The 26,172-nt window shown below is 64.9% G+C and carries 25 protein-coding genes and 1 pseudogene; 14 read left to right on the top strand and 12 right to left on the bottom strand.

Annotated features, from left to right (window positions below; translation table 11 throughout):
- Window positions 1-210 (bottom strand): annotated as a pseudogene (locus DNK59_RS26985) (FAD-dependent oxidoreductase); the annotation flags it as partial.
- On the opposite strand from DNK59_RS26985, the gene DNK59_RS26990 reads away from it, so the two are divergent.
- Together DNK59_RS26990 and DNK59_RS26995 are read left to right on the top strand one after the other, a co-directional pair.
- Entirely contained in the window at window positions 160-1,047 is an 888-nt protein-coding gene (locus DNK59_RS26990; RefSeq protein ID WP_110725273.1) for a neutral zinc metallopeptidase, read from the top strand. The pseudogene DNK59_RS26985 and the gene DNK59_RS26990 overlap by 51 nt on opposite strands.
- Entirely contained in the window at window positions 1,048-2,019 is a 972-nt protein-coding gene (locus DNK59_RS26995) for an alpha/beta hydrolase (protein WP_110725189.1), read from the top strand.
- 76 nt (window positions 2,020-2,095) lie between these two features.
- On the opposite strand, the gene DNK59_RS27000 is transcribed toward DNK59_RS26995, so the two are convergent.
- The 3 genes from DNK59_RS27000 to DNK59_RS27010 form a co-directional block, all read right to left on the bottom strand.
- Window positions 2,096-2,689: an HAD family hydrolase gene (locus DNK59_RS27000; RefSeq protein ID WP_092309759.1), complete on the bottom strand. Its 594-nt coding sequence runs from the start codon at window positions 2,687-2,689 to the stop codon at window positions 2,096-2,098.
- Window positions 2,686-3,555 carry an acyl-CoA thioesterase II gene (gene tesB, locus DNK59_RS27005; protein ID WP_016963843.1) on the bottom strand — a complete coding sequence of 290 codons (870 nt, stop codon included), beginning with the start codon at window positions 3,553-3,555 and terminating at the stop codon, window positions 2,686-2,688. Before tesB ends, DNK59_RS27000 begins: the two co-directional genes overlap by 4 nt.
- 103 nt (window positions 3,556-3,658) lie before the next feature.
- Complete coding sequence (locus DNK59_RS27010) at window positions 3,659-4,228, bottom strand: GNAT family N-acetyltransferase (protein ID WP_110725190.1); 570 nt, start codon at window positions 4,226-4,228, stop codon at window positions 3,659-3,661.
- 75 nt (window positions 4,229-4,303) lie between these two features.
- Between DNK59_RS27010 and DNK59_RS27015 the strand changes: the two genes are divergently transcribed.
- Together DNK59_RS27015 and DNK59_RS27020 are read left to right on the top strand one after the other, a co-directional pair.
- Entirely contained in the window at window positions 4,304-5,224 is a 921-nt protein-coding gene (locus DNK59_RS27015; RefSeq protein WP_110725191.1) for a histone deacetylase, read from the top strand.
- 588 nt (window positions 5,225-5,812) lie between these two features.
- Window positions 5,813-7,060, top strand: coding sequence for a TIGR03862 family flavoprotein (locus tag DNK59_RS27020; protein WP_110725192.1), 1,248 nt, complete (start codon window positions 5,813-5,815; stop codon window positions 7,058-7,060).
- An 80-nt stretch (window positions 7,061-7,140) separates the two neighbouring features.
- Here the strand turns inward: DNK59_RS27020 and DNK59_RS27025 are convergent, their stop codons facing one another.
- On the bottom strand, window positions 7,141-8,475 hold the full coding sequence (locus DNK59_RS27025; protein ID WP_110725193.1) for a DEAD/DEAH box helicase: 1,335 nt from the start codon (window positions 8,473-8,475) through the stop codon (window positions 7,141-7,143).
- Between the two features lie 227 nt (window positions 8,476-8,702).
- On the opposite strand from DNK59_RS27025, the gene DNK59_RS27030 reads away from it, so the two are divergent.
- The 3 genes from DNK59_RS27030 to DNK59_RS27040 all read left to right on the top strand — a co-directional run bounded on the left by DNK59_RS27030 (window position 8,703) and on the right by DNK59_RS27040 (window position 13,527).
- The gene (locus DNK59_RS27030; protein ID WP_110725194.1) at window positions 8,703-8,885 is read left to right on the top strand and encodes a hypothetical protein; all 183 of its coding nucleotides are present in this window, start codon (window positions 8,703-8,705) and stop codon (window positions 8,883-8,885) included.
- A gap of 200 nt (window positions 8,886-9,085) precedes the next feature.
- Complete coding sequence (locus DNK59_RS27035; RefSeq protein WP_256596706.1) at window positions 9,086-12,295, top strand: PKD domain-containing protein; 3,210 nt, start codon at window positions 9,086-9,088, stop codon at window positions 12,293-12,295.
- Between the two features lie 176 nt (window positions 12,296-12,471).
- On the top strand, window positions 12,472-13,527 hold the full coding sequence (locus tag DNK59_RS27040) for an alpha/beta fold hydrolase (protein ID WP_110725195.1): 1,056 nt from the start codon (window positions 12,472-12,474) through the stop codon (window positions 13,525-13,527).
- Here the strand turns inward: DNK59_RS27040 and yedA are convergent, their stop codons facing one another.
- The gene (gene yedA, locus DNK59_RS27045) at window positions 13,528-14,436 is read right to left on the bottom strand and encodes a drug/metabolite exporter YedA (protein ID WP_110725196.1); all 909 of its coding nucleotides are present in this window, start codon (window positions 14,434-14,436) and stop codon (window positions 13,528-13,530) included.
- 160 nt (window positions 14,437-14,596) lie between these two features.
- Here yedA and DNK59_RS27050 point away from each other — a divergent pair, with 160 nt between their 5' ends.
- Window positions 14,597-15,049, top strand: coding sequence for an Lrp/AsnC family transcriptional regulator (locus tag DNK59_RS27050; RefSeq protein ID WP_060841229.1), 453 nt, complete (start codon window positions 14,597-14,599; stop codon window positions 15,047-15,049).
- Window positions 15,050-15,064: 15 nt separating this feature from the next.
- On the opposite strand, the gene DNK59_RS27055 is transcribed toward DNK59_RS27050, so the two are convergent.
- The 3 genes from DNK59_RS27055 to DNK59_RS27065 all read right to left on the bottom strand — a co-directional run bounded on the left by DNK59_RS27055 (window position 15,065) and on the right by DNK59_RS27065 (window position 17,105).
- Entirely contained in the window at window positions 15,065-15,676 is a 612-nt protein-coding gene (locus tag DNK59_RS27055) for a PolC-type DNA polymerase III (RefSeq protein ID WP_092309731.1), read from the bottom strand.
- Between the two features lie 27 nt (window positions 15,677-15,703).
- Window positions 15,704-16,183, bottom strand: coding sequence for an NYN domain-containing protein (locus DNK59_RS27060; RefSeq protein ID WP_060841231.1), 480 nt, complete (start codon window positions 16,181-16,183; stop codon window positions 15,704-15,706).
- A gap of 139 nt (window positions 16,184-16,322) precedes the next feature.
- A complete protein-coding gene (locus tag DNK59_RS27065; protein WP_092309728.1) occupies window positions 16,323-17,105 on the bottom strand; it encodes a DUF2076 domain-containing protein in 783 nt (260 codons plus the stop codon).
- Between the two features lie 181 nt (window positions 17,106-17,286).
- Between DNK59_RS27065 and DNK59_RS27070 the strand changes: the two genes are divergently transcribed.
- Window positions 17,287-17,949 (top strand): YciC family protein, encoded by a 663-nt coding sequence (locus tag DNK59_RS27070; RefSeq protein WP_092309726.1) that lies wholly within the window; start codon window positions 17,287-17,289, stop codon window positions 17,947-17,949.
- 87 nt (window positions 17,950-18,036) lie between these two features.
- A complete protein-coding gene (locus DNK59_RS27075; protein WP_110725197.1) occupies window positions 18,037-19,113 on the top strand; it encodes an endonuclease/exonuclease/phosphatase family protein in 1,077 nt (358 codons plus the stop codon).
- Between the two features lie 14 nt (window positions 19,114-19,127).
- Here DNK59_RS27075 and hrpB read toward each other — a convergent pair whose 3' ends face one another.
- The gene (gene hrpB, locus DNK59_RS27080) at window positions 19,128-21,647 is read right to left on the bottom strand and encodes an ATP-dependent helicase HrpB (RefSeq protein ID WP_110725198.1); all 2,520 of its coding nucleotides are present in this window, start codon (window positions 21,645-21,647) and stop codon (window positions 19,128-19,130) included.
- A 130-nt stretch (window positions 21,648-21,777) separates the two neighbouring features.
- On the opposite strand from hrpB, the gene DNK59_RS27085 reads away from it, so the two are divergent.
- Window positions 21,778-22,197, top strand: coding sequence for a polyribonucleotide nucleotidyltransferase (locus DNK59_RS27085; protein WP_092309719.1), 420 nt, complete (start codon window positions 21,778-21,780; stop codon window positions 22,195-22,197).
- A 27-nt stretch (window positions 22,198-22,224) separates the two neighbouring features.
- Complete coding sequence (locus DNK59_RS27090) at window positions 22,225-23,121, top strand: cation diffusion facilitator family transporter (protein WP_110725199.1); 897 nt, start codon at window positions 22,225-22,227, stop codon at window positions 23,119-23,121.
- On the opposite strand, the gene DNK59_RS27095 is transcribed toward DNK59_RS27090, so the two are convergent.
- Entirely contained in the window at window positions 23,115-24,209 is a 1,095-nt protein-coding gene (locus tag DNK59_RS27095; protein ID WP_110725200.1) for a DUF6515 family protein, read from the bottom strand. The two genes, DNK59_RS27090 and DNK59_RS27095, sit on opposite strands and share 7 nt — an antisense overlap.
- Window positions 24,210-24,622: 413 nt before the next feature.
- Between DNK59_RS27095 and DNK59_RS27100 the strand changes: the two genes are divergently transcribed.
- Complete coding sequence (locus DNK59_RS27100; RefSeq protein WP_016963825.1) at window positions 24,623-25,102, top strand: Lrp/AsnC family transcriptional regulator; 480 nt, start codon at window positions 24,623-24,625, stop codon at window positions 25,100-25,102.
- A gap of 183 nt (window positions 25,103-25,285) precedes the next feature.
- A complete protein-coding gene (locus tag DNK59_RS27105) occupies window positions 25,286-25,495 on the top strand; it encodes a DUF2788 domain-containing protein (RefSeq protein ID WP_003228500.1) in 210 nt (69 codons plus the stop codon).
- Here the strand turns inward: DNK59_RS27105 and DNK59_RS27110 are convergent.
- The gene (locus DNK59_RS27110) at window positions 25,490-26,056 is read right to left on the bottom strand and encodes a pseudouridine synthase (RefSeq protein WP_167365683.1); all 567 of its coding nucleotides are present in this window, start codon (window positions 26,054-26,056) and stop codon (window positions 25,490-25,492) included. The two genes, DNK59_RS27105 and DNK59_RS27110, sit on opposite strands and share 6 nt — an antisense overlap.
- Window positions 26,057-26,172 lie beyond the last annotated feature (116 nt).

Below are 26,172 nucleotides of genomic sequence, written 5' to 3' on the forward strand. Positions count from 1 at the left end.
CTCCAGCAGCCACTGGCCAATGTGCACCACGGTCACGTCCATGCCCCGTAGCTTGAGGCCGTTGGCGGCTTCCAGGCCCAGCAGGCCGCCGCCGATCACCACCGCGTGCTGGTGGGTCCTGGCGGCGGCGATCATGGCCTGGGTGTCGGCGATATCGCGGTGGCCGATCACACCCTGCCGGTCCTTGCCGGGGATCGGCGGGGTAAAGGGGGGGGGGGCGGGGGCGGGGGCAGGCGTTTCGGCGGCGGCAAGGGCTTGAGCCTGACGGCGATCGTGCTGATCGTCGGCATCGGCTGGGCCACCGGCCAGGACCCGCTGCAGATTCTCGGGCAATTGCTCGGCCAGAGCAGCCAGACCTCGGCGCCGGCCACCCCCCAGGCGCGCAAGGCACCCCCGGCCAACGATGAGCAGGCAGAGTTCGTGCGCGCCATCCTCGGTGATACCGAAGACACCTGGGGCCAGATCTTCCAGCAGGCCGGCCGCCAGTATCAGGCGCCCAAACTGATTCTGTTCCGGGGCCGGGTCAACTCCGCCTGTGGCGCGGCGACCTCCGCCAGCGGGCCGTTCTACTGCCCGGCCGATCGCCAGGTGTACCTGGACATGGACTTCTTCCGGGAAATGGCCCAGCGCTTTTCCGCCGCCGGCGACTTCGCCCAGGCCTATGTGATCGCCCATGAGGTCGGGCACCACGTGCAGACCCTGCTCGGGGTCTCGGCGAAGATCCAGGCCGCGCGTCAGCAAGGGCGGCAGATGGAGGGCGATGGCGGCTTGCTGGTGCGCCAGGAACTCCAGGCCGATTGCCTGGCCGGGGTCTGGGCCTACCACGCCCAGCAACGCCTGAACTGGCTGGAACCCGGGGATGTGGAAGAAGCCCTGAACGCCGCCAACGCCATTGGCGACGACCGCCTGCAGCAGCAAGGCCAGGGCCGGGTCGTGCCGGACTCCTTCACCCATGGCACCTCGGCGCAACGAGTGCGCTGGTTCAAGACCGGCTTCAGCCAGGGCCAGGTCGGCCAGTGCGATACCTTCGCCGCCAAGAGCCTGTAGATGCGCCGCCTGCTGGCACTCCTGCTGTGCCTGGGCAGCCTGAGCGCCCAGGCCGTGGAACAGGGGGTCAGGGTCATCAGCCCCGGGCGCCTGCCCCTGGAGGGCGGACAACTGGCCCTGGGCCTGAGCCAGGACTGGCAGCAGCCACTGCCCGACGTGCAGCGCGCGCTGATCATCGTTCACGGGCGGCTGCGCAACGCCCAGACTTACCTGCAGAGCGGCGAAAAGGCTGCCGGACAGGCCGGAGAAAGCACCGCGACCCTGGTGATCGCGCCGCAGTTTATTGCCCAGAGCGACGTCGCCCGCCATCGGCTACCGGACACCCTACTGCGCTGGAAAGGCAACGCCTGGATGGCCGGCGAGCCCGCCGCCGGCCCCGTTGCCATCAGCTCCTATGCGGTGCTTGATGCCATCCTCCAGCGCCTGCAGGACCGCACACTGTTTCCTGCCCTGAAGCACGTGGTGATTGCCGGCCATTCCGGAGGCGCCCAGGTGGTGCAGCGTTATGCCCTGACCACCGGCAACCATCCCGAACTGGAAAAAGCCGGGATCGGCCTGCGCTACGTGATCGCCAACCCATCGTCCTACGCCTACTTCGATGCCACGCGGCCGGTGACCTTCAACCCGCTCGACTGCCCAGGCTTCAACGACTGGAAATACGGCCTGAACCGGCTGCCGACCTACGCCGCCAGCCAGTCCCCGGCACAACTCGAACAGGGCTACGTGGCGCGCAACATCATCTACCTGCTGGGCCAGCAGGATATCGACCCCCAGCACCCGGCCCTGGACAAGAGCTGCGCGGCCGAAACCCAGGGCGCCTACCGGCTGATTCGCGGGCACAACTACTTCGACTACCTGATGCGGCGTCACCCGCAAGGCTTGTCACAACGGCTGGTGGAAGTGCCCGGAGTCGGGCATGACGGCGCCAAGATGCTCACCTCGCCTGAGGGGCAGGCGGCGCTGTTCAAATAGAAAGAGGCGCTGTCTGAAATGACGCTTTCGCCGGCAAGACCGCTCCTACGGGACTTGCCGGCGAACAGACCTTGACTCAGACCGCAAGCAGCTCGCGCAGTTGTGCGCAATCCCGGGCATGCCAGTCGGTCAGCTCCGGCCAGGGGTTGTCCGGCAGGTTCACCAGCACCGTGCGCGTCCCCGCGGCGCGCCCGCAGTCCAGGTCGAAGCGGTAGTCACCGACCATGACCATGCGCTGCGGCGCCACGTCCCAGGCCTCGGCCAACTTGAGCAAACCACCGGGGTGTGGCTTGGGCGGAGCCTCATCGCGCCCCAGTACATCCGCCTCGGCAAAGCAGTCCGCCAGGCCGATGGCTTCCAGGGTCACGTGGGCCAGCTCCCGGGCATTGCGCGTGAGGATGCCCAGGCGATAACCGCGTCCAGCCAGTTCCCGCACCAGTTCCACCGCCCCCGGCGCCGGGCGCGAACCCAGGGCCAGGTCACGCTCGTGCTCCAGCAGCCAGGCGTGCTTGGCCGCGGATTCGTCCGCCGGCAAGGCCGCCAGGTGCGTGAGGATGTCGTCCTGCGCCGGAATCGACAGTGCCTCGCGGATCGCCGCGAAATCATGCACGGCGATGGTCAGGGTGCCGTCCATGTCGAACACCCAATGTTTGATCTCTGAAAGACTCATGCCCAATCCTTGCGATGACGGATCAACCCTTCCTGAGTCACCGAGGCTACCAGCTGCCCGGCACGGTTGAACACGCTGCCCCGGGAAAAGCCCCGGGAATTGCCGGCCCAAGGGCTGTCCATGGCGTACAGCAGCCAATCATCGGCCCGCAGGTCGGCGTGGAACCACAGGGCGTGATCAAGGCTGGCGACCTGCATGTCCTTCTGCCACACCGACTTGCCGTGGGGCAGCATCGAGGTGGTCAGCAGGCCGAAGTCCGAGGCGTAGGCCAGCAGGTACTTGTGCAGCGCCGGGATGTCCGCCAGGGCGCCGTCGGCACGGAACCAGACGTACTTCACCGGATCCATCGGCTGCGGGTTGTAAGGGTCCTTCTCGGTCACCGGGCGCACTTCGATGGGCTTGGGGCACAGCAGTTTCTCGCGCATGTGTTCGGGAATCAGGTGCGCGCGCTGGGTGGTGATCTCCAGCTCCGAGGGCAGGTTTTCCGGCCCGACCACCTCGGGCATGCGGCTCTGGTGCTCGAAGCCTTCTTCGTCGTACTGGAAGGAAGCACTGCAAGTGAAGATCGGGTTGCCCTTCTGGATCGCCGTCACCCGCCGGGTGCTGAAGCTGCCGCCGTCGCGCACCCGATCCACCTGGTAGACCACCGGCAAGGCGGCGTCACCGGGGCGCAGGAAGTAGCCGTGCATGGAGTGTACGTGGCGCGCTTCCTCTACCGTCTGACTGGCCGCGGACAGCGACTGGCCGAGCACCTGACCACCAAACAGCTGGCGAAAACCCAGGTCCTGGCTGCGACCGCGAAACAGGTTTTCCTCGATGGCTTCCAGGGTCAACAGATCGACCAGATCATCCAGCACATGACTCATTCAGACTCTCCTCACACAGGGCAACACCGCGCAATCTCGGCTGCGGCGGTGATATCAATTGGGGCCAGGTATCTCGTCGGCACATTCTAAACGTGCGCGCCTGCTATCCATGCAAGGTTTCCAGCCATTGTTCGCGGGTGATGCGGTACAGCACATGCTCGCGCAGCGGGTGGTCGGCGGCGAGTTTCGGGTGGTCGAAATCCTCCTGGGCCGCGTGATGCATGCCAATGGCCTGCATGACCTTCTGCGACGGCAGGTTGTTGCGGGTGGTAAAGGCCACGACCTCGTCCAGGGCCAGGCGGTCGAAGCCGCAACGCAAGGCAGTCCAGGCCGCTTCGCTGGCATACCCCAGCCCCCAGTGTTCCCGGGCCAGGCGCCAGCCGATCTCCACCGCCGGGGTAAAGGGCGCTTCGAAGCCCACCTCAAGCAGCCCGGTAAAGCCGATAAAGGCGCCGCTGTCCTTACGTTCAAGTGCCCAGAGACCAAAGCCATGCTCGGCAAAATGCCCGCGTATCCGCCCGATCAGCGCAGCGCTTTCCAGACGACTCAAGGGCGCGGGAAAGTAACGCATGACCTGCGGATCGGCACACATCGCGGCAAATGCCGGCAAATCATCGTCACGCCACTGACGCAGCAACAGGCGTGCGCTTTCGAGTTGCAGTATTGGCTCCATCAGGGCCCTCCGTTTCCGTGGGTGCAAGTCTACATCGCTGGTAGGATCCTTCACGGGTTCCTCTAAGAAAATGCCATGTCATTGCCACTGATCTATCACGACGACTACAGCCCCGAGTTTCCGCCGGAACACCGCTTCCCCATGGACAAGTTCCGCCTGTTACGCGACCACCTGGTGGACAGCGGCCTGACCCGCGACGCCGACCTGCTGCGCCCCGAACTGTGCCCGGCGGAAATCCTCGCCCTGGCCCACGATCCGGCCTACATCGAACGCTACATGAGCGGCGAGCTGTCCCGGGAAGACCAGCGGCGCCTCGGCCTGCCCTGGAGCGAAGCCCTGGCCCGGCGCACGGTGCGAGCTGTCGGCGGTTCCCTGCTGACGGCCGAAAAGGCGCTGCAGCATGGCCTGGCCTGTCACCTGGCCGGCGGCACCCATCACGCCCACTACGACTACCCGGCGGGGTTCTGCATCTTCAACGACCTGGCGGTGATCAGCCATTACCTGCTGCAAAGCGGGCGCGTGGGGCGAGTGCTGATCTTCGACTGCGACGTGCACCAGGGCGATGGCACCGCGCGGATCCTGCAACATACCCCCGACGCGGTGACCGTCTCGCTGCACTGTGAAAAGAACTTCCCCGCACGCAAGGCCCAGAGCGACTGGGATATCCCGCTGCCCATGGGCATGGGCGACGCCGACTACCTCAAGGTGGTGGACGACACCCTCAATTACCTGCTGCCCCTGTACCAGCCCGATCTGGTGCTGTACGACGCCGGAGTCGACGTGCACCGGGACGATGCCCTGGGGTACCTCAAGCTCACCGATGCCGGTGTGGCCGAGCGCGACGAACGGGTCATGCGCCATTGCCTGGGCCGCGACATTCCGGTGCTCGGCGTGATCGGCGGCGGCTACAGCAAGGACCGCCAGGCCCTGGCCCGGCGCCACGGCATCCTCCATCACAGTGCACAGCGGGTCTGGGAGTCCTCAGGCTGCTACTGAACCCCGGCGGCCTTACCCACATCCGCTGTGGAGCCGCTTGTGGATAACCTGGGAGAAAGCCCCTCCAGCCCTTGCTGTCCGCGGGCTGCGAGTAATCGCCTGTTTTTTGATCAATGCCATCAGACGGTCACAGTGTTGTGGGTCGCTTACCCCCAATCCCTGTGGAGCCGCCTGTGGATAAGCTGCGTGAAACACGCTGCAGCCCGCTATCGGCGAGGCTTGCAGCACGGTGCTGCTTTTTTGATCAGCCGCATCGGGCGCTCGGCATCGCCCCAGCGCTTACCCCCAATCGCTGTGGAACCGCCTGTGGACAACCTGCGTGAAAGTCGCCACAGCCCACGCAATACAAGGCCCGCAGACAATCGACTAGTTTTTGATCAGCTTCATCAGGATGTCATCCTGGTGTGGGTCGCTTACCCCCAATCCCTGTGGAGCCGCCTGTGGACAACCTGCGCGAAAGTCGCGCCAGGCCAGGTAGCACAAGGCCTCCAGCCCAGTGCCTAGTTTTTGATCAGGCATCACCGATTCAGCAAGGCCCCTGCGCCTCGGGTAGAATGCCCGGCCTATTCCCTCAGCCCCGCCCCTGCCATGACTGCATCGCACTCCTCCACGCCCCACCACGTCGCGATCATCGGCGGCGGCCCCGCCGGCCTGATGGCCGCAGAAGTACTGAGCCAGGCCGGCGTTCGGGTCGACCTGTACGACGGCATGCCGTCAGTGGGCAGAAAGTTCCTCCTGGCCGGGGTCGGAGGCATGAACATCACCCACTCCGAAGCCTACCCGGCCTTTCTCTCGCGCTACGCCGAGCGGGCCCCGTACATCGCCCCGCTGCTGCGCGAATTCGGTGCCGAGGCCTTGTGCCAATGGATTCACGGCCTGGGTATCGACACCTTCGTCGGCAGCTCCGGGCGGGTGTTCCCCACCGACATGAAGGCCGCGCCACTGCTGCGCGCCTGGCTCAAGCGCCTGCGCGACGCCGGGGTGGTTATCCACACCCGGCACCGCTGGCTGGGCTGGAATGCCGACGGCAGCCTGCGCATTCAGCATCCCGAGGGCGAACGCACGGTAGAGGTCGATGCCACCCTGCTGGCATTGGGCGGTGGCAGTTGGTCGCGCCTGGGGTCCGATGGTGCCTGGCTGCCCCTGCTGCAACAGCGCGGCGTGCAGGTAGCACCCCTGCAACCAAGCAATTGCGGATTTGAAGTCAGTGCCTGGAGCGAGTTGCTGCGCAGCAAATTCGCCGGAGCGCCGCTGAAGAACGTGGCCATTGGCCTGAATGACGACATCCCCCGGCTGGGCGAATGCGTGATCACCGCCAGCGGCATCGAAGGCAGCCTGATCTATGCCCTGTCGGCGCCGATCCGCGACAGCATCCAGCAGCACGGGCAAGCGACCGTTCATATCGACCTGCTGCCGGGCAAACCCCGAGACAAGGTCCAGGCCGCCCTGGCCAAACCCCGCGGCTCGCGCTCCATGGCCAAGCACCTGCAGAGTCAGTTGGGGATCGAGGGGGTGAAAGCGGGGTTGCTGCGAGAGCTGACGGGCGCCGACACCTTCAACGACCCGGCGCGCCTGGCGGCGGCGATCAAGGCGCTGCCCCTGACGCTGGTGAAGCCCCGCCCACTGGACGAAGCCATCAGCAGCGCCGGCGGCGTGGTCTTCGAAGCGCTGGATGAACGACTGATGCTCAAGCAACTGCCCGGAGTGTTCTGCGCCGGGGAAATGCTCGACTGGGAAGCGCCCACCGGCGGTTATCTGCTGACCGCCTGCTTTGCCAGCGGCCATCGAGCCGGCCGAGGAATGCTCGAATGGCTGAAAAGCAGCGGCAAGCGTTAAGCCACAAGCTTCAAGCCGACCTGAACTTGCCGCTTGCCACTTGAGGCTTGCAACTTGCCGCTTGCAGCTTGCAGCTGCCTTTAGGGTTTGCGCTTGCGCGGTCCGGTGTTGAACGCCGGGACCTTGCGTACCGGTTTCACTGCGGGCGCTTCGGCCACGTCGCCACTGTCCACCCACTTGCCCAGGTTGCGCTTGCCGCCACCGCCGGAGGTTTTCGGTTTCTTGGGCTTCTTCGGCTTCTTCACCACCTGGCCGCTGGCGTCGGTTTCCGGCACTCGGTGCTCGGGCTCGAAATCCTGTTCTTCATGGCGCTTCAAGGTCTGGCGAGTGAGCACCTCGATCGCCGACAGCAGGTTGACCTCGTCGGCGCACACCAGGGAGATCGCCTCGCCGGTGGAACCGGCCCGGCCGGTACGACCGATGCGGTGGATGTAGTCCTCGGCGACGATCGGCAGGTCGAAGTTGACCACCAGCGGCAGGTCTTCGATGTCCAGGCCACGGGCCGCCACGTCGGTGGCCACCAGGATCTGGATCTCGCTGGCCTTGAACCGGTCCAGGGCGCGCTGGCGCGTGGCCTGGGGCTTGTCACCGTGGATGCCGTCGGCGTTCACGCCCTGGCCCTGAAGCTTCTCCACCAGCGCGTCCACGCCGTTGCGGGTCTTGGCGAACACCAGCACCTGCTTCCAGCGGTTCTTGCGCAGCAGATGGCTGAACAGCTCCGGCTTGCGCTTCTTGTCCACCGGCACCACCCATTGCTTGACGGTGTTGGCGGCGACGTTGCGCGGGCTGACCTCGATGCTCAACGGGTCCTTGAGCATCTGCCCGGCCAGCAGGCGGATGGCGTCGGAAAAGGTCGCGGAAAACAGCAGGGTCTGGCGCTTTTTCGGCAGCGCCGCGTAGATGTCCTTGAGCTCCTCGGAGAAGCCCAGGTCAAGCATGCGATCGGCTTCGTCCAGCACCAGGGTCTGCAACTGGCTGAACTTCACCGCGTTCTGCCGGTACAGGTCCAGCAGGCGCCCCGGCGTCGCCACCAGCAGGTCCACGCCTTTGCGCAGCTTCATCATCTGCGGGTTGATGCTGACCCCGCCATACACCGCATAAGTGCGTAGCGGCAGGTGCTCGGCGTACTGGCGCACGCTTTCGTGAACCTGTTCGGCCAGTTCCCGGGTCGGCACCAGGATCAGCGCACGCACCGAATTGCTGTCGACTTTCGGCCCTTCCATGGTCAGCAACTGCAGCAGCGGCAAGGCGAAACCGGCGGTCTTGCCGGTGCCGGTCTGGGCCGCTGCCATCAGATCACGCCCGCCCAGGACCGCCGGGATGGCTTGTGCCTGTACCGGGGTCGGGGTCTGGTAGCCGAGGGTTTCAAGGGCGCGCAGCAAGGGGTCGATCAGGCCAAGAGTGGCGAATGTCATTGGGGGGTACCGTAGGAAAAAGTCAGCACAGAGAGGCAATGGCGCGCAGTTTACCGCACTTTTGAGCGCTTGATTTCCCTGCCGCCGCTTGGCATCGCCGTACATCCACGGCGTCATACATGACCGAAAAGGCCTGGCGGACATGTACAAGCAACAGGTCGATTCATAAGATTCAGCGCGTCGGGACACCTCAATAAGCCAGCCCGGCAGAGCGAGGCTTCTGTTCCTTGAACTACCTGCCGCGGCAAAACAACGATGCTGCCGGCAACCTCAAGGGCTACGCGGCGTATGGCGGTGACAGCCCGATCAGCGCCTGGGGGCTGCTGGCCAAAGGCGAGTTCAGCGCCGACAACGAGGTCAGGTCCGTTGCCCTGAAGCCGGGCGCGCCATCCCGCCAACTGTCGCCATGATCAGCGGTCGCAGCCAGGCCCGCGCCGGTGACCCGGCGCCTAGGACCGGTACGAAAAGCCGCCTGCTCGATGTACGCCCCAAGCGCCCCTGCCTATGATGCCCTCCGCCGGCAAAACTCCTTATCCACCTCCTCAGCGCGGACGCTTCAGCGGTCCTGTCCACCAGGTTTCGCACCGCGCTGAGACCATCAGGAATAGTTATGTCGAGCTTCAGATTGAACGCCTTGTCCCGCGCTACCCGTCTTTGGGGCGCCAGCCTTAGCACGGCCCTGCTCTTGCCACTCAGCGGCATGGCGCAGGCCGACGCCAGCCAACACAGCCCCGATGCGACTCTCGAAGCAAAAGTGACCCAGGGGCACTTCATCAACCTGCAGTTACCCGGTGCCAGGGCGATGCCCCTGAGTGCTGCCGAAGCCGGGAGCGAACAGTTGCAACAGGTCACCGGGATGCGTATCCGCAACCTGATCCCGCGACAGGACGATACCTTCAAGGACCTGCGAGTCATGACCGGACAATTGGAAGGACGCGCCCGCACCCTCAGCGCCCCCGGGGAAATGACCCTGGCCGCGCGCCCCGACGGCAGCTTCATTGCCCTGTTGCCGGACGCCAATGCGATCATTCGCGGCGACGCCAACGGCCAGCAGTCGTTGATCCAACTCGAGCCCGGGATGGCCTTCGACCCGTCGAGCGTCGACTACATTGCCGGTGATGACAGCGAGATGCCGGCCCTGAAGGAGTCGCGCAGCGGCCAGCGCACATTCCAGGTCAACCGCAACATCCAGGGTGAAACCGTGATCGACCTGTTGGCCGGTTTCTCGCAAAAGGCCGCGGACTACATCGGTGACCACGAGGCCTTTGCCCTGGCCCAGGTGGCCTCGGTCAACCGTGCGCTGCAACAGTCCCTGGTCCAGGGCGTGCGCCTGCGCCTGGTGGGCACCCAGGTGGTGGCCCATGACGCTCCCATCACCGTTCCCAGCCTGAACCAGATCCGCAACGTCTTCGCCGAAGGCATGCGTCGCTACAGCCCCGACGTGGTCGCCAGCTTCGTCGTGGGCACCCCCGGCGTGGACACCGCCGTGGGCTGGGGCCACATGCCCGGGCGCTACACCCTCAACGCCATCACGTCGTCCACTGTGTTCCGCCACGAGCTGGGCCACAACATCGGCGGCGGCCACTGCTCCGATGGCAAGAGCTACACCTGGGGCTACAACAACGGCCGGGTCGGCACCATCCTCTGCGGCAACCATGTGGGCTATTTCTCCAACCCGGACGTCAAGGACAGCCGGGGCGTGCCGTTGGGCGATGCGGACACCGCCAACATGGCCCGGGTCTGGCGTGAAAGGGCGGCGCGGATGTCGGCCTACAGCCCTTCCGTCGTGCCCCTGGAAGAGGAACGGAGCACCTCGATCCTCAGCCAGAAGGTCAGCCTGAGCAGCGGCCAGACCCGTTACTTCCCGGTGGATGTTCCCGAAGGCACCCGACGCCTGGTGTTCAGCGTGGTGGACGGCGAGCTCACCGAGAAGGCCGGCCAGGTCCAACTGCTGCTCAAGCGCGGCGCCCAGCCCAGCGGCACCAGCTTCGACTACCGCTCGGTACGCAACCACAACGTATCCCTGGGGGTGAACGACCCGCAGCCGGGACGCTGGTACCTGGCGATCAACACCGACAACCGGGCCACCCAGGATCAGGTGCTTGAAGCTCACGCCTACGGCCTCACCCAGGACACGGCCCAGGGCCGCTACCTGAAGTTCGTCGCCACCTCCGCGGTGGACGGCAAGGACAACGCCAGCGTCGCCGAACTGCTGCTGGTGGATGCCAAGGGCAAGGCCCTGCCTCGCGAAAGCTGGAAGGTCATCTCCACCAGCAGCGCGGTGCCTGGCGCAGCGGTCGGCAACCACGCCATCGACGGCAACCCCAACTCCTACTGGAGCACGGCGGCGGGTGCGCGCTACCCCCACGAAATCCTCATCGACCTGGGGGCCGACAGCCGCTTCTCGCAACTGCACTACCTGCCGCGCCAGGACGGCGGCCTGAGCGGCAACATCAAGGGCTATCAGGTCTATGGCAGCAACAGTGCAAGCGGCGCCTGGACCCTGCTGGCCGATGGCGAATTCAACGCCGACAACGAGGTCAAGGCCACATCCCTCAAGCCGGTGAATGCCGGTGAACCTCCGGTGGCGGTGATCAGCGGCAAGACCGAAGCCAACGCCGGGGACAAGATCGTCCTCGATGCTTCGGCCTCCAGCGATCCCCAGGGCAATGCCCTGAGCTTCGCCTGGGAAGCCTCGCCACGCCTGGACTTCGACTTCGACGGCGCACGCATCAGCTTCACCGCGCCCGAGTTGCAGGCAGACACCCGCTACCGTTTCACCCTGACCCTGAGCAATGGCAAGCAGAGCAGTAGCCGGACCCACGAAGTGCTGATCAAGGGCAAGGCCACCAACGCCAGCTGCAAACCACAGTGGACGGTCACAGGCACTTACCTCGGCAACGATGAGGTGCAGTGGAAGGGGCGTCAGTACCAGGCCCGCTGGTGGACCTCCGGCGCCGAGCCGGGGCTGGCCAGCACCACCGGCCCAGACGGCGCCGGCAAGGTCTGGCGTGACCTGGGCCCCTGCCAGAATGGCGGCGAGAAGCCGGTCGAGCCGCCGGTGGAAGAAGTCAAGCCGCCGGTGGCGGTGATCAGCGGCACCAACCAGGCCAAGCCGGGCGAAACCGTCTACCTCAACGCCTCGGGGTCCAGCGACCCGGCGGGCCTGAAGCTCAGCTACAGCTGGAGCGTCAGCCCCGGCGTCGCCTTCGAGGCGGCTGGCAACCTGATGAAGTTCGTCGCCCCGAGGGTCGCCCAGGACGTGACCTACAACGTCAACCTGACGGTGAACAACGGCAAGCACAGCGCCACCCGCACCCATCAGGTCAAGGTGCTGGCCGAGACACCGGAAACGGTCAAGCCGCCGCTGGCAAACATCGCCGGCACCAGCCAGGCCAAGGGCGGTGAAACGGTGACCCTGGACGCCACGGGCTCCAGCGATCCAGCCGGCCTGGCGCTGAGCTACCGGTGGAGCGTGACGCCCAGCGTCGCCTTCCAGGCCACGGGGTCGAAACTGACCTTCGTTGCGCCCAAGAGCGACAAGGACATCAGCTATCGCTTCACCCTGAACCTGGGCAACGGCACCCACACGGTCAGCCGCGACCACAGCGTGACGGTACTGGCGGACAAGGTGGAAACCCCGGCCGGCTGCCAGGGCGCCTGGAGCCCGCAAGGCACCTACTGGGCCAATGACAAGGTCAGCCACAACGGCCGCTTCTACATCGCTCGCTGGTGGACCAAAGGCAATGAGCCTTCTGCCGCCACTGTCGGTGGCGAAGGCAGCGGCAAGGTCTGGCGCGACGCTGGGGCCTGTAACTGAGGCCAGGCGCGTGACCGCTTGCTCCGCAATCCGGTCACCCTTTCCCGGCTACTTCAGGTAAAAGGGTGGGCGGCGACTGCCATCAGTCGTCGCCCACCCTCTGCCGCTGGACGCCGCTGAATCCTCCAAGGCGCGCCCATCGGCAGAACACTGATGCTCTGCCAATGGAGATCCGAATGCGCAAATTTGCCCTGTCCGCATGGATGCTAGCGGGCCTTTCACTGTGCCTGCCCCAGGTGCATGCCGCCGAACTCATCGGCTTTCGCGAAGTGACGCTGGCCGATGCCAGTCAGCAGCGCTCCCTGCATGTCGCCCTGTGGTACCCCACCACGGCCTCCAGCCCCGCCCTGACCTCGGCTGAAAACCGGATTTTCCAGGGCCTGACCACAATCCAGGACGCCCCGCCCACCGGCAGCGCACACCCGTTGGTGGTGCTGTCCCATGGCTACCGCGGCAACTGGCGCAATCTCAGCTGGCTGATACCCGAGCTGGTCGACCAAGGCTATATAGTCGCGGCCCCCGACCACCCGGGCACCACCACGTTCGACCAGAGCGCCGCAGAAGCGGCAAAGCTCTGGGAGCGTCCGCGCGACCTGAGCCGGGTCATCGACAAACTCACCCGCGATAACACCCTGGCCGGCACGGTCGACCCACAACGCATCGCCGCCATCGGCCATTCTCTGGGCGGCTGGACGGTCACCGCGCTGGCCGGCGCCCGCTACAGCCCGCAACGCTACATCGAGGAATGCCGGCTGCATCCCAATCCGCGCCTTTGCCAAATAGCCCCGGAACTGGGGATCACCGCGCCCAATCAAGGCCCGCTGAGTGCCGATCTGCGGGACCCGCGAATCAAGGCCGTCGTCGCGCTGGACCTGGGGTTCGCCCGTGGCTTTACCCCCGAAAGCTTATCGACGCTGAAGACACCGATCCTGGTCCTGGGGGCCGGGGTGAACATCGCGGACATGCCGGTGGAAGAGGAGTCGGGCTATCTGAACGCCCATCTGGCTTCCCCGCCTTCGCGCTATCAGGTCCTGGCCGATGCCAGCCACTTCAGCTTCATGCAACTGTGCAAGCCGGACGCCGCCGCCCTGCTCAAGGAGCAGGCGCCCGGGGACGAGATCATCTGCCGGGATGGCGATGGCACTGATCGCCAGGCCCTGCACCGGCAGGCGTCACAACTGATCGGCGAATTTCTCCGCCAGAACCTTGTCGGCCAGGCACCAGCCGGCTGATCAGGCCACCTCTTGCTGCGCCGCGGCTTTCGGCTTGCGCCACTGGGGCAGGCCGATCAGCACCACCGCGCTAATGATCACCAGCATGGCCAGGGCCTCTTCAATGCCGATGGTTTCACCGACAAAGACGATCCCCAGCAGCACCGCCACCGCCGGATTGACATAGGCATAGCTGGTGGCCGCGGCCGGCCGCACGTGCTTGAGCAGGTACATGTAGGCGTTGAAGGCGATGATCGAACCGAAGCCGGCCAGATAGGCCAGGGCCAGCCAGCCTTCCAGGGGCGGCATGGCGTCCAGGTGCTCGCCGCTCAAGGTGCTGCCGATCATCAACACCACGCCACCGACGAGCATTTCCGCAGCGCTGGCCATGGCCCCCTGGGGCAGCGGCAGGTGCTTGCTCCACACCGAGCCGAAGGCCCAGGCCGCCGCGGCGAACAACAGCAGCGCGGCGCCCAGCGGGCTCGATTGCAGGTTGGAGCCGAGGTTGAGCATGCCGATGCCAATCATTCCGAGGATGATCCCGGCCCATTCCAAGCGTGTATTGCGCGCGCCCCAGAAGTAGCCGCACAGCAAAGTGAACAAAGGCACCGTGGCCACCGCCAAGGCCGCCACTCCAGAGGTCACCCCGGAGTGTTCGGCCAGCGTCACCGCGCCGTTGCCGCAACTGAGCAGCAACACGCCGATGATCCCGGCGGCCTTCCATTGCGCCCAGGTCGGTGCCGGAACCCCGCGCCAGCGCAGGAAGGCGTACATCAGGCTACCGGCGATGATGAAACGCACACCACCGAGCATCAGCGGCGGCCAGTACTCGACGCCAATGCGGATCACCAGGTAGGTCGACCCCCAGATCACGTACAAGGCGAAAAAAGCGCTGATCAACGGCAAGGAAAAACGGCTTTGGCCGGGCATGGGAGGCAACTCGGAGCAGGCAGGGGGAGCACTATTCTAGAAAGGCGACCTGCTGAACTTAAGTTACAAAACCTGTTTATAAGGGCAGTACACTTTCCAAAGCATGGAGTTCTGCGCTAAATACCGTGCTTTCGAAAGCCGGGCCAATGAGGAGCCTTCCATGGACAAATACGACCGCCTACTCCTGGCCAGCCTGCTGGAAAACGGCCGGGCGAGTTACGCCGAGCTGGCGCGCAAGGTCAACCTCTCGGCGCCGGCGGTGGCCGAGCGCGTCGCCAAGCTGGAGGCCAGCGGCGTGATCACCGGCTATCAGGCCAAGGTCGACATGGCCAAGGTCGGGCTGCCGATCCAGTGCGTGATCGAATTGCGCCTGGCCCAGCATGGCAACCAGAAGAACTACGACGAGTTGATCAAGATCCCCCAGCTCACCGAATGCCATCGGGTGACCGGCGATCCCTGCGTGATCATGCAGGCGGCAGTGGGTTCGATGCCGGAGCTGGAAGAACTGATCAACCGTGTGGCCCAGTTCGGTTTCAGCAAGACCTCCATCGTGCTGTCCAGCGCCATCGAACGGCGGGTGCCCCTGGGACAACTGGAAAGCAACGGCAAATGAAGCCGGCGCCTGGGCTCAGCCCCCGCGCTGACGCTTGAGGTGCTCGGGAACCTTGGCCGCCGGGATCTTCTGCAACTTGCAGAGAAAGTCGTGGGACAGCTCACGCACGCCATGGGTGTGACGCAGCTCGCCCGTCAGATGCGCGACCAGGTTGGCGGCCATTTCCGCGTCGGCCATGGCCCGGTGTGCCTGACCGGTGTGGGGCAGGCCGGCGTACTGGGTCAGGGTGCCCAGCTTGTGGTTGGGGGCTGCCGGCATCAGGCGCCGGGCCAGCAACAGCGAACAGGCAAAATTCTGCAAACGGGTGCGCTTGATCCGCCCCAGTTCGAAATCCCAGAACTTCTGGTCGAACGCCGCGTTGTGGGCCAGCAACGGCGTGGTGCCGACGAACTCGTTGACCTCGTTCATCACCTGCTCCGCCGACGGCGCGCTGCGCAACATGGCGTTGCTGATGCCGGTCAGCTGTTCGATGAAGCCCGGCACCCGCACCCCGGCGTTCATCAGGCTCTGGTAACGCTCGACGATGCGCCCCTGCTCAAGGATCACCACGGCGATTTCCGTGGCCCGGCAACTGCTGCTCGGGGAGATCCCGGTGGTTTCAAAGTCGATGACGGCAATACGTTCCAAACCTGTGCGGCTCCGTATGAAAAATGATCAGCTCTTGAGCAGCAAAGCGCCTTCGATCGGCACATAGCGCGTGGCGGCGCGAATCAGCGAATTGGCGGTCAGACCCGGCACGCCGTAAGCCACGGCGCTGACCCCGTGCTTGTGGATGATGCGTTCGAGCAGCAGGTCGAAGTCGCCGTCGCCGGAGGCCAGCACCACTTCGTCGACCTGAGCGGCGGCGTCCATGATGTCGATGGTGATGCCCACGTCCCAGTCGCCCTTGGCCGAGCCGTCACTGCGTTGAATGTAGGGTTTGAGTTTTACCGTGAAGCCCAGGTTGCGCAGGATCTGCTGGAACTGCTGCTGCTTGCTGTCACCACGATCGATGGCATAGGCATAGGCTTCGACGATCTGCCCCTGCTTGCTGATATCCGCCCACAGCGCCGCGTAGTTGAAGTGACAACCATAAGCCTGGCGAACGGTGTAGTAGAGGTTCTGGACATCGGCGAACACAGCGATTTTTTTCACCGCTAATCCTCATGGCGCAGCAGCGCGGGGGCTGGAACGGGGCTCAAGACCCGAAAAAAGTCGCCCAGTATGCCAGTCACAAGGAATGTTCCGCGAATAATCGGTCCGGGGCAGATGCCTGTCCCGGACCGACGGAGGGTCAGACGAAGGAATCGTCGTCGGAGAAGAACGAACTGTCGTCGTTGTCGTAGTCGGCGTTGCTGAAGCCGCCCTGGTCGTTGCCGCCCCAGGAATCATTGTTGGCCAGACGCTGATCGTCATTGCCCCAGCCGCTGTTGTCGCTGGCCGGCGCCGGTTCTTCCTTGATGACTTCGACGATTTCCTGGGGTTGCTGATTGCTGTGGAACAGGCTGCTGATGCCTTGTGCCAGCATCACCCCGCCCGCGACGCCAGCGGCGGTTTTCAGGGCACCACCGAGGAAACTGCTGCCTGCCGCCGGAGCCTGCTGCGGCGCATAGTTCTGCTGCGGGGCCGCGTAATTGGGCGGTGGCGCGCCAAAGTTCTGTTGTGGCGGTGTGCCAGAGGAAGAGCGCGCCGGTTCACGCCAGCCACCACCGGACGAAGGCGGCGCAGCGTTCTGCACGGGCGCCGGTTGAGGCTCACGGGAACCACCGAAGATGCTCGACAGGAAACCACCGCTGGCCGCCGGGGCCGGAGCGCTGGCCTGGGCCCGGGCCTGTTGCAGCTCGGCCTGCAATTGCTGGATTTGCTGGGTCAGTTGCTGGTTCTGCTCGTTGAGGCTCTTGAGGGCGGCCTCCTGCACCAGAATCGCCTGGGTCATGAAATACCCGGCCCCAGGTTGGCGGGTCAGATGCTCCTTGATCCGCGCCTCGGCCTGGGCATCGCGCGGGGCTGAATCCGTTTCGGCTTGCTGCAACCGTGAAAACAGTCCATCGATCAGGGTTTGCTCTTGGTTGTTCATGGCGACCTCTTTAGATTGCCGGTAGAAATCTGGTCCGCAACTCGGACAGAGCTGCGGTACGCACCAGTTATGGGGCTGGGACGACGACTTTCAATGGTCTTTACCCAAGGTTTACGTTTGCTCCCGGGGGGCCTGCATCGGTTAAAGTGTCAAACCGCTTGGTCAACTGCGATCCCCTTCAATGACTCCGTTAGATGTTCTGCGCGATTCTTTCTATTTCTTCCAGCGTAATCTCGGCCGCATCGCCCAGCTGTGCCTGCCTCTGGTGATTCTCGAGGCGCTGTTGCAACAGGGCGTGAGCAGCGCCCTGGGCGAGAATGCCTTCCCTGGCTCCAGCGTGGTGGTGGGCCTGTTGCTGTATCCCTTGTACACCGGCGCGCTGATCCTGTTTCTCGATGCCCGCACCCGGGGGCAGTCGCCGCGCAATCGCGACCTGTGGGCCATGGCCCTGAGCCTGTGGCCGCGCTTCGCCTTGCTGACCGCGGTCAGCACGCTGTTGATTCTGCTCGGGCTGTCGCTGTATTTCCTGCCGGGGCTGTGGCTGATGGTGGTGCTGGCCTTCGCCGAGTACCTGCTGGTGCTCAAGGGCCTGGCGCCCCTGGCGGCGATCAAGGAAAGCCTGCGCCTGAGCCGCGGGCACTTCCTGCGCATCCTGTTGTGCATCCTGGCGGTCATGGTGCCGTTGTGGCTGCTCAAGGGGGCGAGCGAGGCCGCCTATCCCGAACCGCACAACCCGATCCTGACCCTGGTACTCGACAGCGCCTACAGCTTCCTGCAGCTGTTCACCAGTGTGGTGCTGTTCCGCCTGTTCATGCTCATCAACGAGCAAGCGGACAACCGCTGATCCAGCTTGCGGCAGCTCTGGCTCTTGGGTGACGGCCGTGCACTCGGTTATGCTCCGGCCCATCCTGCAACGCCATAAGCCGAGCCGATGACCCGTCTACTGCGCATCACCCTGTTGAGCCTGCTACTGATCGGCCTGGTGCTGGCCAGCCTGATCTACAGCCTGACCTGGCGCCCTCTGCCTAAGGAAACCCTCGCGGTCAGTTGCAGCGCCCAGGCCGCTCCGCTGGTGCCGGGCCAGGCGCTCAAGGTGATGACCTGGAACCTGCAATACCTGGCCGGCAAGCGCTACGTGTTCTGGAACGATCAGGCCCGGGGCGAGGATGAACGCCCAACCCTGGAAGACATGGCCTTCAGCCTCGACGAGGTGGCCCGGGTGATCCGCGACGAACAGCCGGACCTGGTACTGCTGCAGGAAGTGGACAACGGCGCCAAGGCCAGCGCCTACCAGGATCAGCTCAAGCTGCTGCAGGAGCGGGTCACCGATCTCTATCCCTGCAGCACCCAGGCTTACGACTGGAAGGCCGATTTCGTGCCCTCCCTGCACATTTTTGGCAGCGTCGGCCGGCAACTGGCGACCCTCAGCCGCTACCGCATCGAACACGCCGAACGCCTGCAACTGCCGGTTGCCCCACAGCCGCTCATCAGCCGGCAATTCCAGCCCAAGGACGCCCTGCTCCTGAGCTACCTGCCCCTGAGCGACGGCGGCCAACTGGTGGTGCTCAATACCCACCTGGAACGTGCACAGCGAGTCGACGACACACACCAGAGGCAAGTGACGGCCATTGCCAAGGTGCTGGACAAGCTGGAAAGCCGCGGCACGCCCTGGCTGATTGGCGGCGACTTCAACCTGCTGCCCCTGGGCCAGTACCAACGCCTGAGCGAGTCACAGCGCGCGCCGTACCAGATCGACAGCCCGCTGCACCTGCTGTGGGACAAGTACCCGATGATCCCCAGCAACACCCAGGCCAGCGGCGTCGACCGTGCGCGGTGGCTGACCCACTACCCCAACGACCCGAACCTCGATGGCCCGGATCGTACGGTCGACTACCTGTTCTACAGCCCGCGCCTGAAGCGAGTCGAATCTAGGGTGCGTCAGGACGATACCCTGCGCATCTCCGATCACTTGCCGGTGCTGGCCCGCTTTCTGTTACCGGCCCAGTAAGCCGCGCCCGCTCTCTATTTGCGCGGTTTGACCCGGGCTGTCGCCTCGGCGATCAACGGGTCATCCGGCCAGTAGTGCTTGGGATAACGCCCCTTGAGATCCTTCTTGACCTCGGCATAGGTGCTGCGCCAGAAGTTGGCCAGGTCCTGGGTGACCTGCACCGGACGCCGCGCCGGCGACAACAGGTGCAACTTGACCACCTGGCGCCCACCGGCAATCCGCGGGGTGTCCGACAGACCGAACAGCTCCTGCAGGCGCACGGCCAGAATCGGCGGCTGCTCGCTGTAGTCCAGGCGGATCGAAGACCCCGAAGGCACCGTCAGATGGTGCGGCGCGAGTTCGTCCAGGCGCTGGGGCAGCGGCCAGGGCAGCAGGTTATGAACGATGCTGGCCAGCTCCAGATTGGCAAAATGACTGAGGCGCGACACCTTGCCCAGGTAGGGCTGAAGCCATTGCTCCAGACCTTCGAGCAAGGCGCCATCGCTGACATCCGGCCATTGGCTCTCGCCCTTGTCCGCCAGATCCAGTTGCCGCAACAAGCTCACCCGAGCCTGCCACTGGCGCAACTCCGGGGTCCAGGGCAGCAATTCCAGGCCCTTGCGCCGCACCAGATTGACCAGAGCCTGGCTCCGGGCTGACTCGTCCAGACCGGTCAACGGTTCGCGGCTCAGGACCAGTTCACCGACCTTGCGCTGGCGCTCGGCGCGCAGCACGCCTTCGCGCTCATCCCAGTCCAGTTGGTCGACCGTCCGTACCTGCTCCGCCAGCACGCTATCGAACAGCGCCGGATCGAAATCCGCCGCCAGGTAGATACGTTCTTCACGCTGGCCCTGACGACTGCCCAAATCGGCAATCACCAGCCAGGGCTGTTTCATCAAGTTGTCGGTTTCGCTGAACAGCGCCGCGCGACCATTGGCCAGACGATACTCGGCGCCACCGGGGCGCCGCTGCTGGGCCACGCGGTCGGGATAGGCCAGGGCCAGCAGGGCGCCGAGCCAGCGCGGATGCTCTGGATCGCTGACGGCGGACTCTGCCTGCCCACGCAGGTAGCCGCGGTATTGGCGCGACAGTTGCCGGGCTCGTTGTACGCCGCCCTGAGCACCGCGGGCCGCCCGTTCCTCTCCGGAAAGCAGCACCAGGCGACTGTGCAGATCGGCCCCGCCCCCCCGCAGAATATCCCGTTCACCCAACAGCGCCGCGACATCACAAGCCATCTGCGCCAGCCCCAGGGACTGGCCACGCAACAGCAAGTGGGCAATGCGCGGGTGGGCCGGCAGCTCGGCCATGGCCTGGCCGTGGCGAGTCAGCGTGCCATCGTCGTTGAGCGCTCCCAGGCGCTGCAACAGGTCTTGGGCCTGTGCATAAGCGGCGCTGGGCGGTGCATCCAGCCAAGCCAGCTGGGTCGGCGCCACGCCCCAGCGCGCCAGTTGCAGGGCCAGGCCGGCCAGGTCGGCCTGGAGAATCTCCGCACTGGCATAGGCGGCCAGTTGTTCCTGTTGATCGGCGGACCACAAGCGATAACACACGCCGGGTTCCAGGCGCCCCGCGCGGCCGGCGCGCTGGGTGGCGCTGGCGCGCGAGATGCGCTGGGTGTCGAGGCGGGTCATGCCGCTGCCGGGATCGAAGCGCGGGACCCGGGCCAGCCCCGCGTCCACCACCACCCGTACACCGTTGATGGTCAGGCTGGTTTCGGCAATGTTGGTGGCCAGCACCACTTTGCGCTGGCCCGCCGGTGCCGGGTCGATGGCGGCGCGCTGGGCCGCCAGGTCCAACTCGCCGTGCAAGGGGCACAGCAGGATATCGGCGCGTGGTCCCAGGGCTTCGGCCAGTTGCAGATGGACCCGGCGGATCTCCGCCTGCCCGGGGAGAAACACCAGCAGGCTGCCGCTTTCATCATTGAGGGCTTCCAGGATCGTCTGCACCACTCGCGGCTCGATGAACTCGCCGGGCTGGAATGGCCGGCCCCAGCGCTGGGTCACCGGGAACATGCGCCCTTCACTGCGCAGGATCGGCGCATCGCCCAGCAGCGCGGACAGCCGCTCGCCCTCCAGGGTCGCCGACATCAACAGGATCTTCAGCGGCTGCTGGTCACGGAACAGCTCGCGACCATTGAGACTCAGGGCCAGGGCCAGATCGGCGTCCAGGCTGCGCTCGTGAAATTCGTCGAAGATCAGCAACCCCACCCCTTCCAGGGCCGGGTCGTCCTGCAGGCGACGGGTGAGAATGCCTTCGGTGACCACTTCGATACGGGTGCGCGGGCCGACCTTGCTGTCCAGGCGGATGCGGTAGCCCACGGTTTCCCCGACCTTTTCCCCTAGCTCGCTGGCCAGGCGCTCGGCGGCGGCCCGGGCCGCCAGGCGCCGGGGTTCGAGCATGAGGATGGTCTGTCCTGCCAGCCAGTCCTGATCCAGGAGCGCCAGGGGCACACGGGTGGTCTTGCCGGCCCCGGGCGGGGCTTCCAGCACCGCTTCATGGCGCGCCGCCAGGGCCTCGCGCAGTGCAGGCAAAACTTCATCAATTGGCAAAGAATTCATGCTGGCTCCCAAACAGAGGCGCGAGTATAACGGCGAACTGCCTGGGGTTAATCATGGTCTGAGTGCTGATCGACGAGACTCAACACCCCGCTTCATCCTTCTTTGCTTTCGTGCTTGCTAGGAGATTTCCATGCGTATTCCCCACCGTGTCATTGGCGGCGTTCTGGTGACCACCCTGCTGACCCAACTTACTGCCTGCGGTTCGATCTTCTTTCCTGATCGGCGCGGCCAGATCGACGGCAAGATCGATCCGGTGGTCGTGGTACTGGATGCCGTGGGCCTGCTGTTCTATGTGATCCCGGGACTGATCGCCTTTGGCGTCGACTTCGCCACCGGGGCGATCTACCTCGAGCCCGGCAAGACCGCGCAGATCGCCCCGGAAAAACTCCAGCAGGCCATTGGCGCCGACGGTAAAGTCGACAACCGTAAACTGCAGGCCATTCTGGAAAGCGAACTGGGGGGCCACTTCCCCCTGGATGACCCGCGCCTGATCCAGCACAAGGGCAGCGTGCAGCAACTGGCCCTGTATGGCCTCCAGCCCGCCGCCTGACCACCCGACCCAAGGAACCCGCCGTCGATGATTGGCAACCCGCAACACGCTCGCCTACTGCGCCTGGCCACCCGCGCCTCGGTCACCGTCGCAGGCATCCTGATTGTGACCAAGGCGATCGCCTGGTGGCTTAGCGGCTCGGTGAGCATGCTGGCGGGTCTGACCGACTCGGTGCTCGACGGCTTCACCTCGCTGCTCAACCTGCTGGCGGTGCATTACGCCCTGCGCCCGGCCGATGACGATCATCGCTACGGCCACGGCAAGGCCGAGTCGCTGGCGGGCATGGCCCAGGCGCTGTTCATCGCCGGCAGTGCGGTACTGATTGCCTTTCAGGCGTTCGAGCGCCTGCAACACCCGGAACCGGTAGGCGCGCCCTGGCTGAGCATCGGGGTGATCGGGCTCTCACTGGTGCTGACCGTGGCGCTGCTGATCCTGCAGCATCGGGTGATCCGTGAAACCGGCTCCAACGCGGTTCGGGCCGATTCCCTGCACTACCGCTCCGACCTGCTGCTCAATGGCAGCATCCTCCTGGCCCTGGTACTGGCGGCCTTCGGCTGGCATCAGGTGGATGCCTGGTTCGGCCTGGGGATCGCCGTCTACATTCTCTGGAGCGCGATCCAGATCGCCCGGGAAAGCTTCTCGGTGCTGATGGATGAGGAGCTGCCCGCCGATGTCAGCCAGCACATGCTGGAGCTGGCCTGCGGTGTGCCCGGCGTGCTGGGTGCCCATGACTTGCGCACGCGGATTTCCGGCAGCCACTGGTTCGTCCAACTGCACCTGGAACTGCCTGGCGACCTGAGCCTGTCGGTGGCCCACGCCATCAGCGATCAGGCCGCCGAGGCGATCCACCAGGCCTATCCACGGGCTGAAGTGCTGGTACACGCCGATCCGCAGGAGGTGGTCGAGGCCGCCAGGGCTCAGTAAGTGACCTGATACCCCCGCGAGCTCAGGCAGTTGCCCTGGGCCTGACGGTAGGCCTGCACCACTTCCGGAGCGGGCTGATAGGTTGCGCCGGCCGGATCGAACCCGCTCTGCTGCACTGCCCAGCGATAGCAGTCGTAGCGATCCTGATCGATCTGCTGCGGCGACTGGCCGTTGACCGGGTAAGCCAGAACGTCATAGCCATTGCCAGCCTGCGGCTGATCCGGCGGTGGCACGCCCACGGGCGGTTCGACCACGACATACTGCTGGGTGTCCGCTTCGTAGCTGTAGTAGGCCCCGGCGGCGAGAAACAACAGCGCGCCGCCGATCCAGATTTCCCGCGCGTAATCGGGCAGGTACCCCACTCGGATGCCATAGGGTGGATGCACCACCACATAGCGGGAACCCTGCGGGCGATACCAGTAGCCACCCGAGAAGAAGTAGTCCTGGCCGCGGTACGGCACCCGGTAATTGCGCTCGGGGAAACGGTCGATCACGTAGCCCGGGCGGTACTGCGGCCCTGGCCCCCAACCGTTGCCATGCCCATCGGGACGTCCCGGCCAGCGATGATCATTGGGACGACCATAGTCCGGGCGCGAACCCGGTCCACCGGCCTGCAAGTGCGGGTTGTAGTCGTTGCGCCGGGGAATGTCCTGGTAGTAGCCACGCTGGGGCTCCTGGGTCTGGCGCACGGTATCGGGCCGCCCCTGGATCGGCAGGCTGGGCGCTGGCTGCGGCTGTGGTGGCGCAGGCCGACTTTGCTGATTGGGATCATGCTGGGGACGGTTCTGCCATTGCCCGCCAGGGTTCTGTCCATTGTGTTCGAACTGACGGCTGTTCTCGCCACGAATGATTTCATTCTGCGGACGCTGCTGCGGGGCAGGCTGCGCAGGTTGCGCGCGTTCCGGCGGGTTCTCCGGACGGCCCTGATGGCCTTCCCCTCGACCTTGCGCGGCACGCTCATGCTGCTCGCCGGAAGGGCCTCCCTGCTGTGGCGGTCGTCTTTCGTCTCGCTCATCGGCGAGCACTTGCGCGCTGACGCTCACGCACAACACACCAACACCTGCCAAACGCCAGATGCGCGACTTCATGCTATTCCTCACTGCGGATTGGGGCCTGTAGATAAGACTGATAAAGCCCAGGGCGGTTCTGCTAGAGATTATCAGTCACGAGACTTATTTCGCAGGCAATAAAAAAGGGCGGCCCGTCGGCCGCCCTTTGAGATTTTGTCCGTGCTCGACGCTTTTGACGCCGGCTCACCTCACTCCGTCTTCTGGACAGGGTGTAGCCCGGGGGCCGGCTCAACCCTGTGGGATTGGCGGCCGCGGCAGGCCTGATTCGGCGGGCCGCAGTGGACTCTAGGTCCGGGCAGTGATTCTGGTGATAAGAATAGGCCTGGGCCGACGACAGCGGATTGCGAAGATTGCTTGCAAAAACACCTCTTGCGCAATTTTTAACCCTAGATAGATAATTCAACGCAATACTTATGAGAAAGGCCTGATTGATGAGCAAACTCGACCGCTATGACCTGAGTATTTTGGCGGAATTGCAGCGCGACGCCCGCATCTCCAACCAGGAACTGGCCGAGCGCATCGGCCTGTCGCCCTCGCCGTGTTCGCGCCGGGTCAAGCAGTTGGAGGACGACGGCTACATTTCCCGCCAGGTCGCCTTGCTGGACCGCAAGATGCTCGGCCTGAGCCTCACCGCCTACGTACTGATCGGCATGGACCGGCACACCCCCGAACGCTTCGAGAATTTCGAAGCGGCAATCCGCAGCCTGCCCCAGGTACTGGAATGCAGCCTGGTGACCGGGGTCGATGCCGACTACCAGCTCAAGGTCGTGGTGCCGGACATGGACCACTACCAGAAACTCCTGCTCGGTCACCTGACTCGTATCGACGGCGTCACCAGCGTACGTTCCAGCTTCGTGCTCAACCAGGTACTCAACAGCACCGAGCTGCCCCTGACCCACCTGCGCAATTGACTGGCCAGCTGTCGGAGCCGGCTGGCGAGTGCAGGTATGCGGGCGCATCGCTGGCAAGCCAGCTCCTGCAGCCAGTCCGGCCGGACGCTGTGGCGACATAACGCATGCAGATCAATGCGAGGCCGGCGAGCCTTGGCGTATACTCGCCCGGCATTTTTACCCTGCCTGCACTGGAGATGATCGATGGACCCAGCCGTATTCGAAGAGTGGATGATGACCGGTCTGGTCAGCATCCTGATCATATTCATGGGTTTCATCGTCTGGGACCTGGCCAAGAAGTCCAAGGCCGGGCGCTTCGGCTCCTTTATCCTGTTCTTCGTGCTGGGCCTGGGCGTGGCCGCCTTCATCATCAAGAGCGTGGTGATCGGCCTGATCGAATCCGGAGCCTTATAAGCGCGCCGCGACTTCCTTCCACTGTCCCTGATCCAGGCCATCCAGGGTCCAGTCGCCAATCCTGACCCTTACCAGCCGCAAGGTCGGCAGGCCCACCGCCGCCGTCATGCGGCGTACCTGACGGTTACGCCCTTCACGAATCACCAGTTCCAGCCAACTGGTGGGCACGCTCTTGCGAAAGCGCACCGGCGGGTTGCGCGGCCACAGTTGAGGCTCCTCCAATTGCCGGGCTTGGGCTGGCAGGGTCATGCCATCGTTGAGTTCGACACCGTCACGCAGCCGTTGCAACTGCTCGGCACTGGGCTCGCCTTCGACCTGCACCCAGTAAGTCTTGGCCAGCTTGTGCTTGGGATCAGCAATCCGCGCCTGCAATTGCCCGTCATTGGTCAACAGCAGCAGCCCTTCGCTGTCGCGATCCAGGCGCCCGGCCGGATAGACGCCGGGAACCGCAATGAAGTCCTTGAGCGTCGCCCGGCCTTCGCCATCACTGAACTGGGTCAGGACATCGAAAGGCTTGTTGAACAGGATCAGTTTCGGCTCGGCCGGCGGCGCCTTGGGCACGCGCTTGCTGGAAGAAGGAGAAAACGGCTTGGCGCCTGGGCGACGGGAAGCGGGACGAGGTGCACGGGACATGGCAGCGGGGACATTCAGCGATCAGGACCGACAATGCTAGTGGC

It is taken from the genome of Pseudomonas sp. TKO26, from assembly GCF_003225665.1.
GTDB classification, from domain to species: domain Bacteria; phylum Pseudomonadota; class Gammaproteobacteria; order Pseudomonadales; family Pseudomonadaceae; genus Aquipseudomonas; species Aquipseudomonas saponiphila.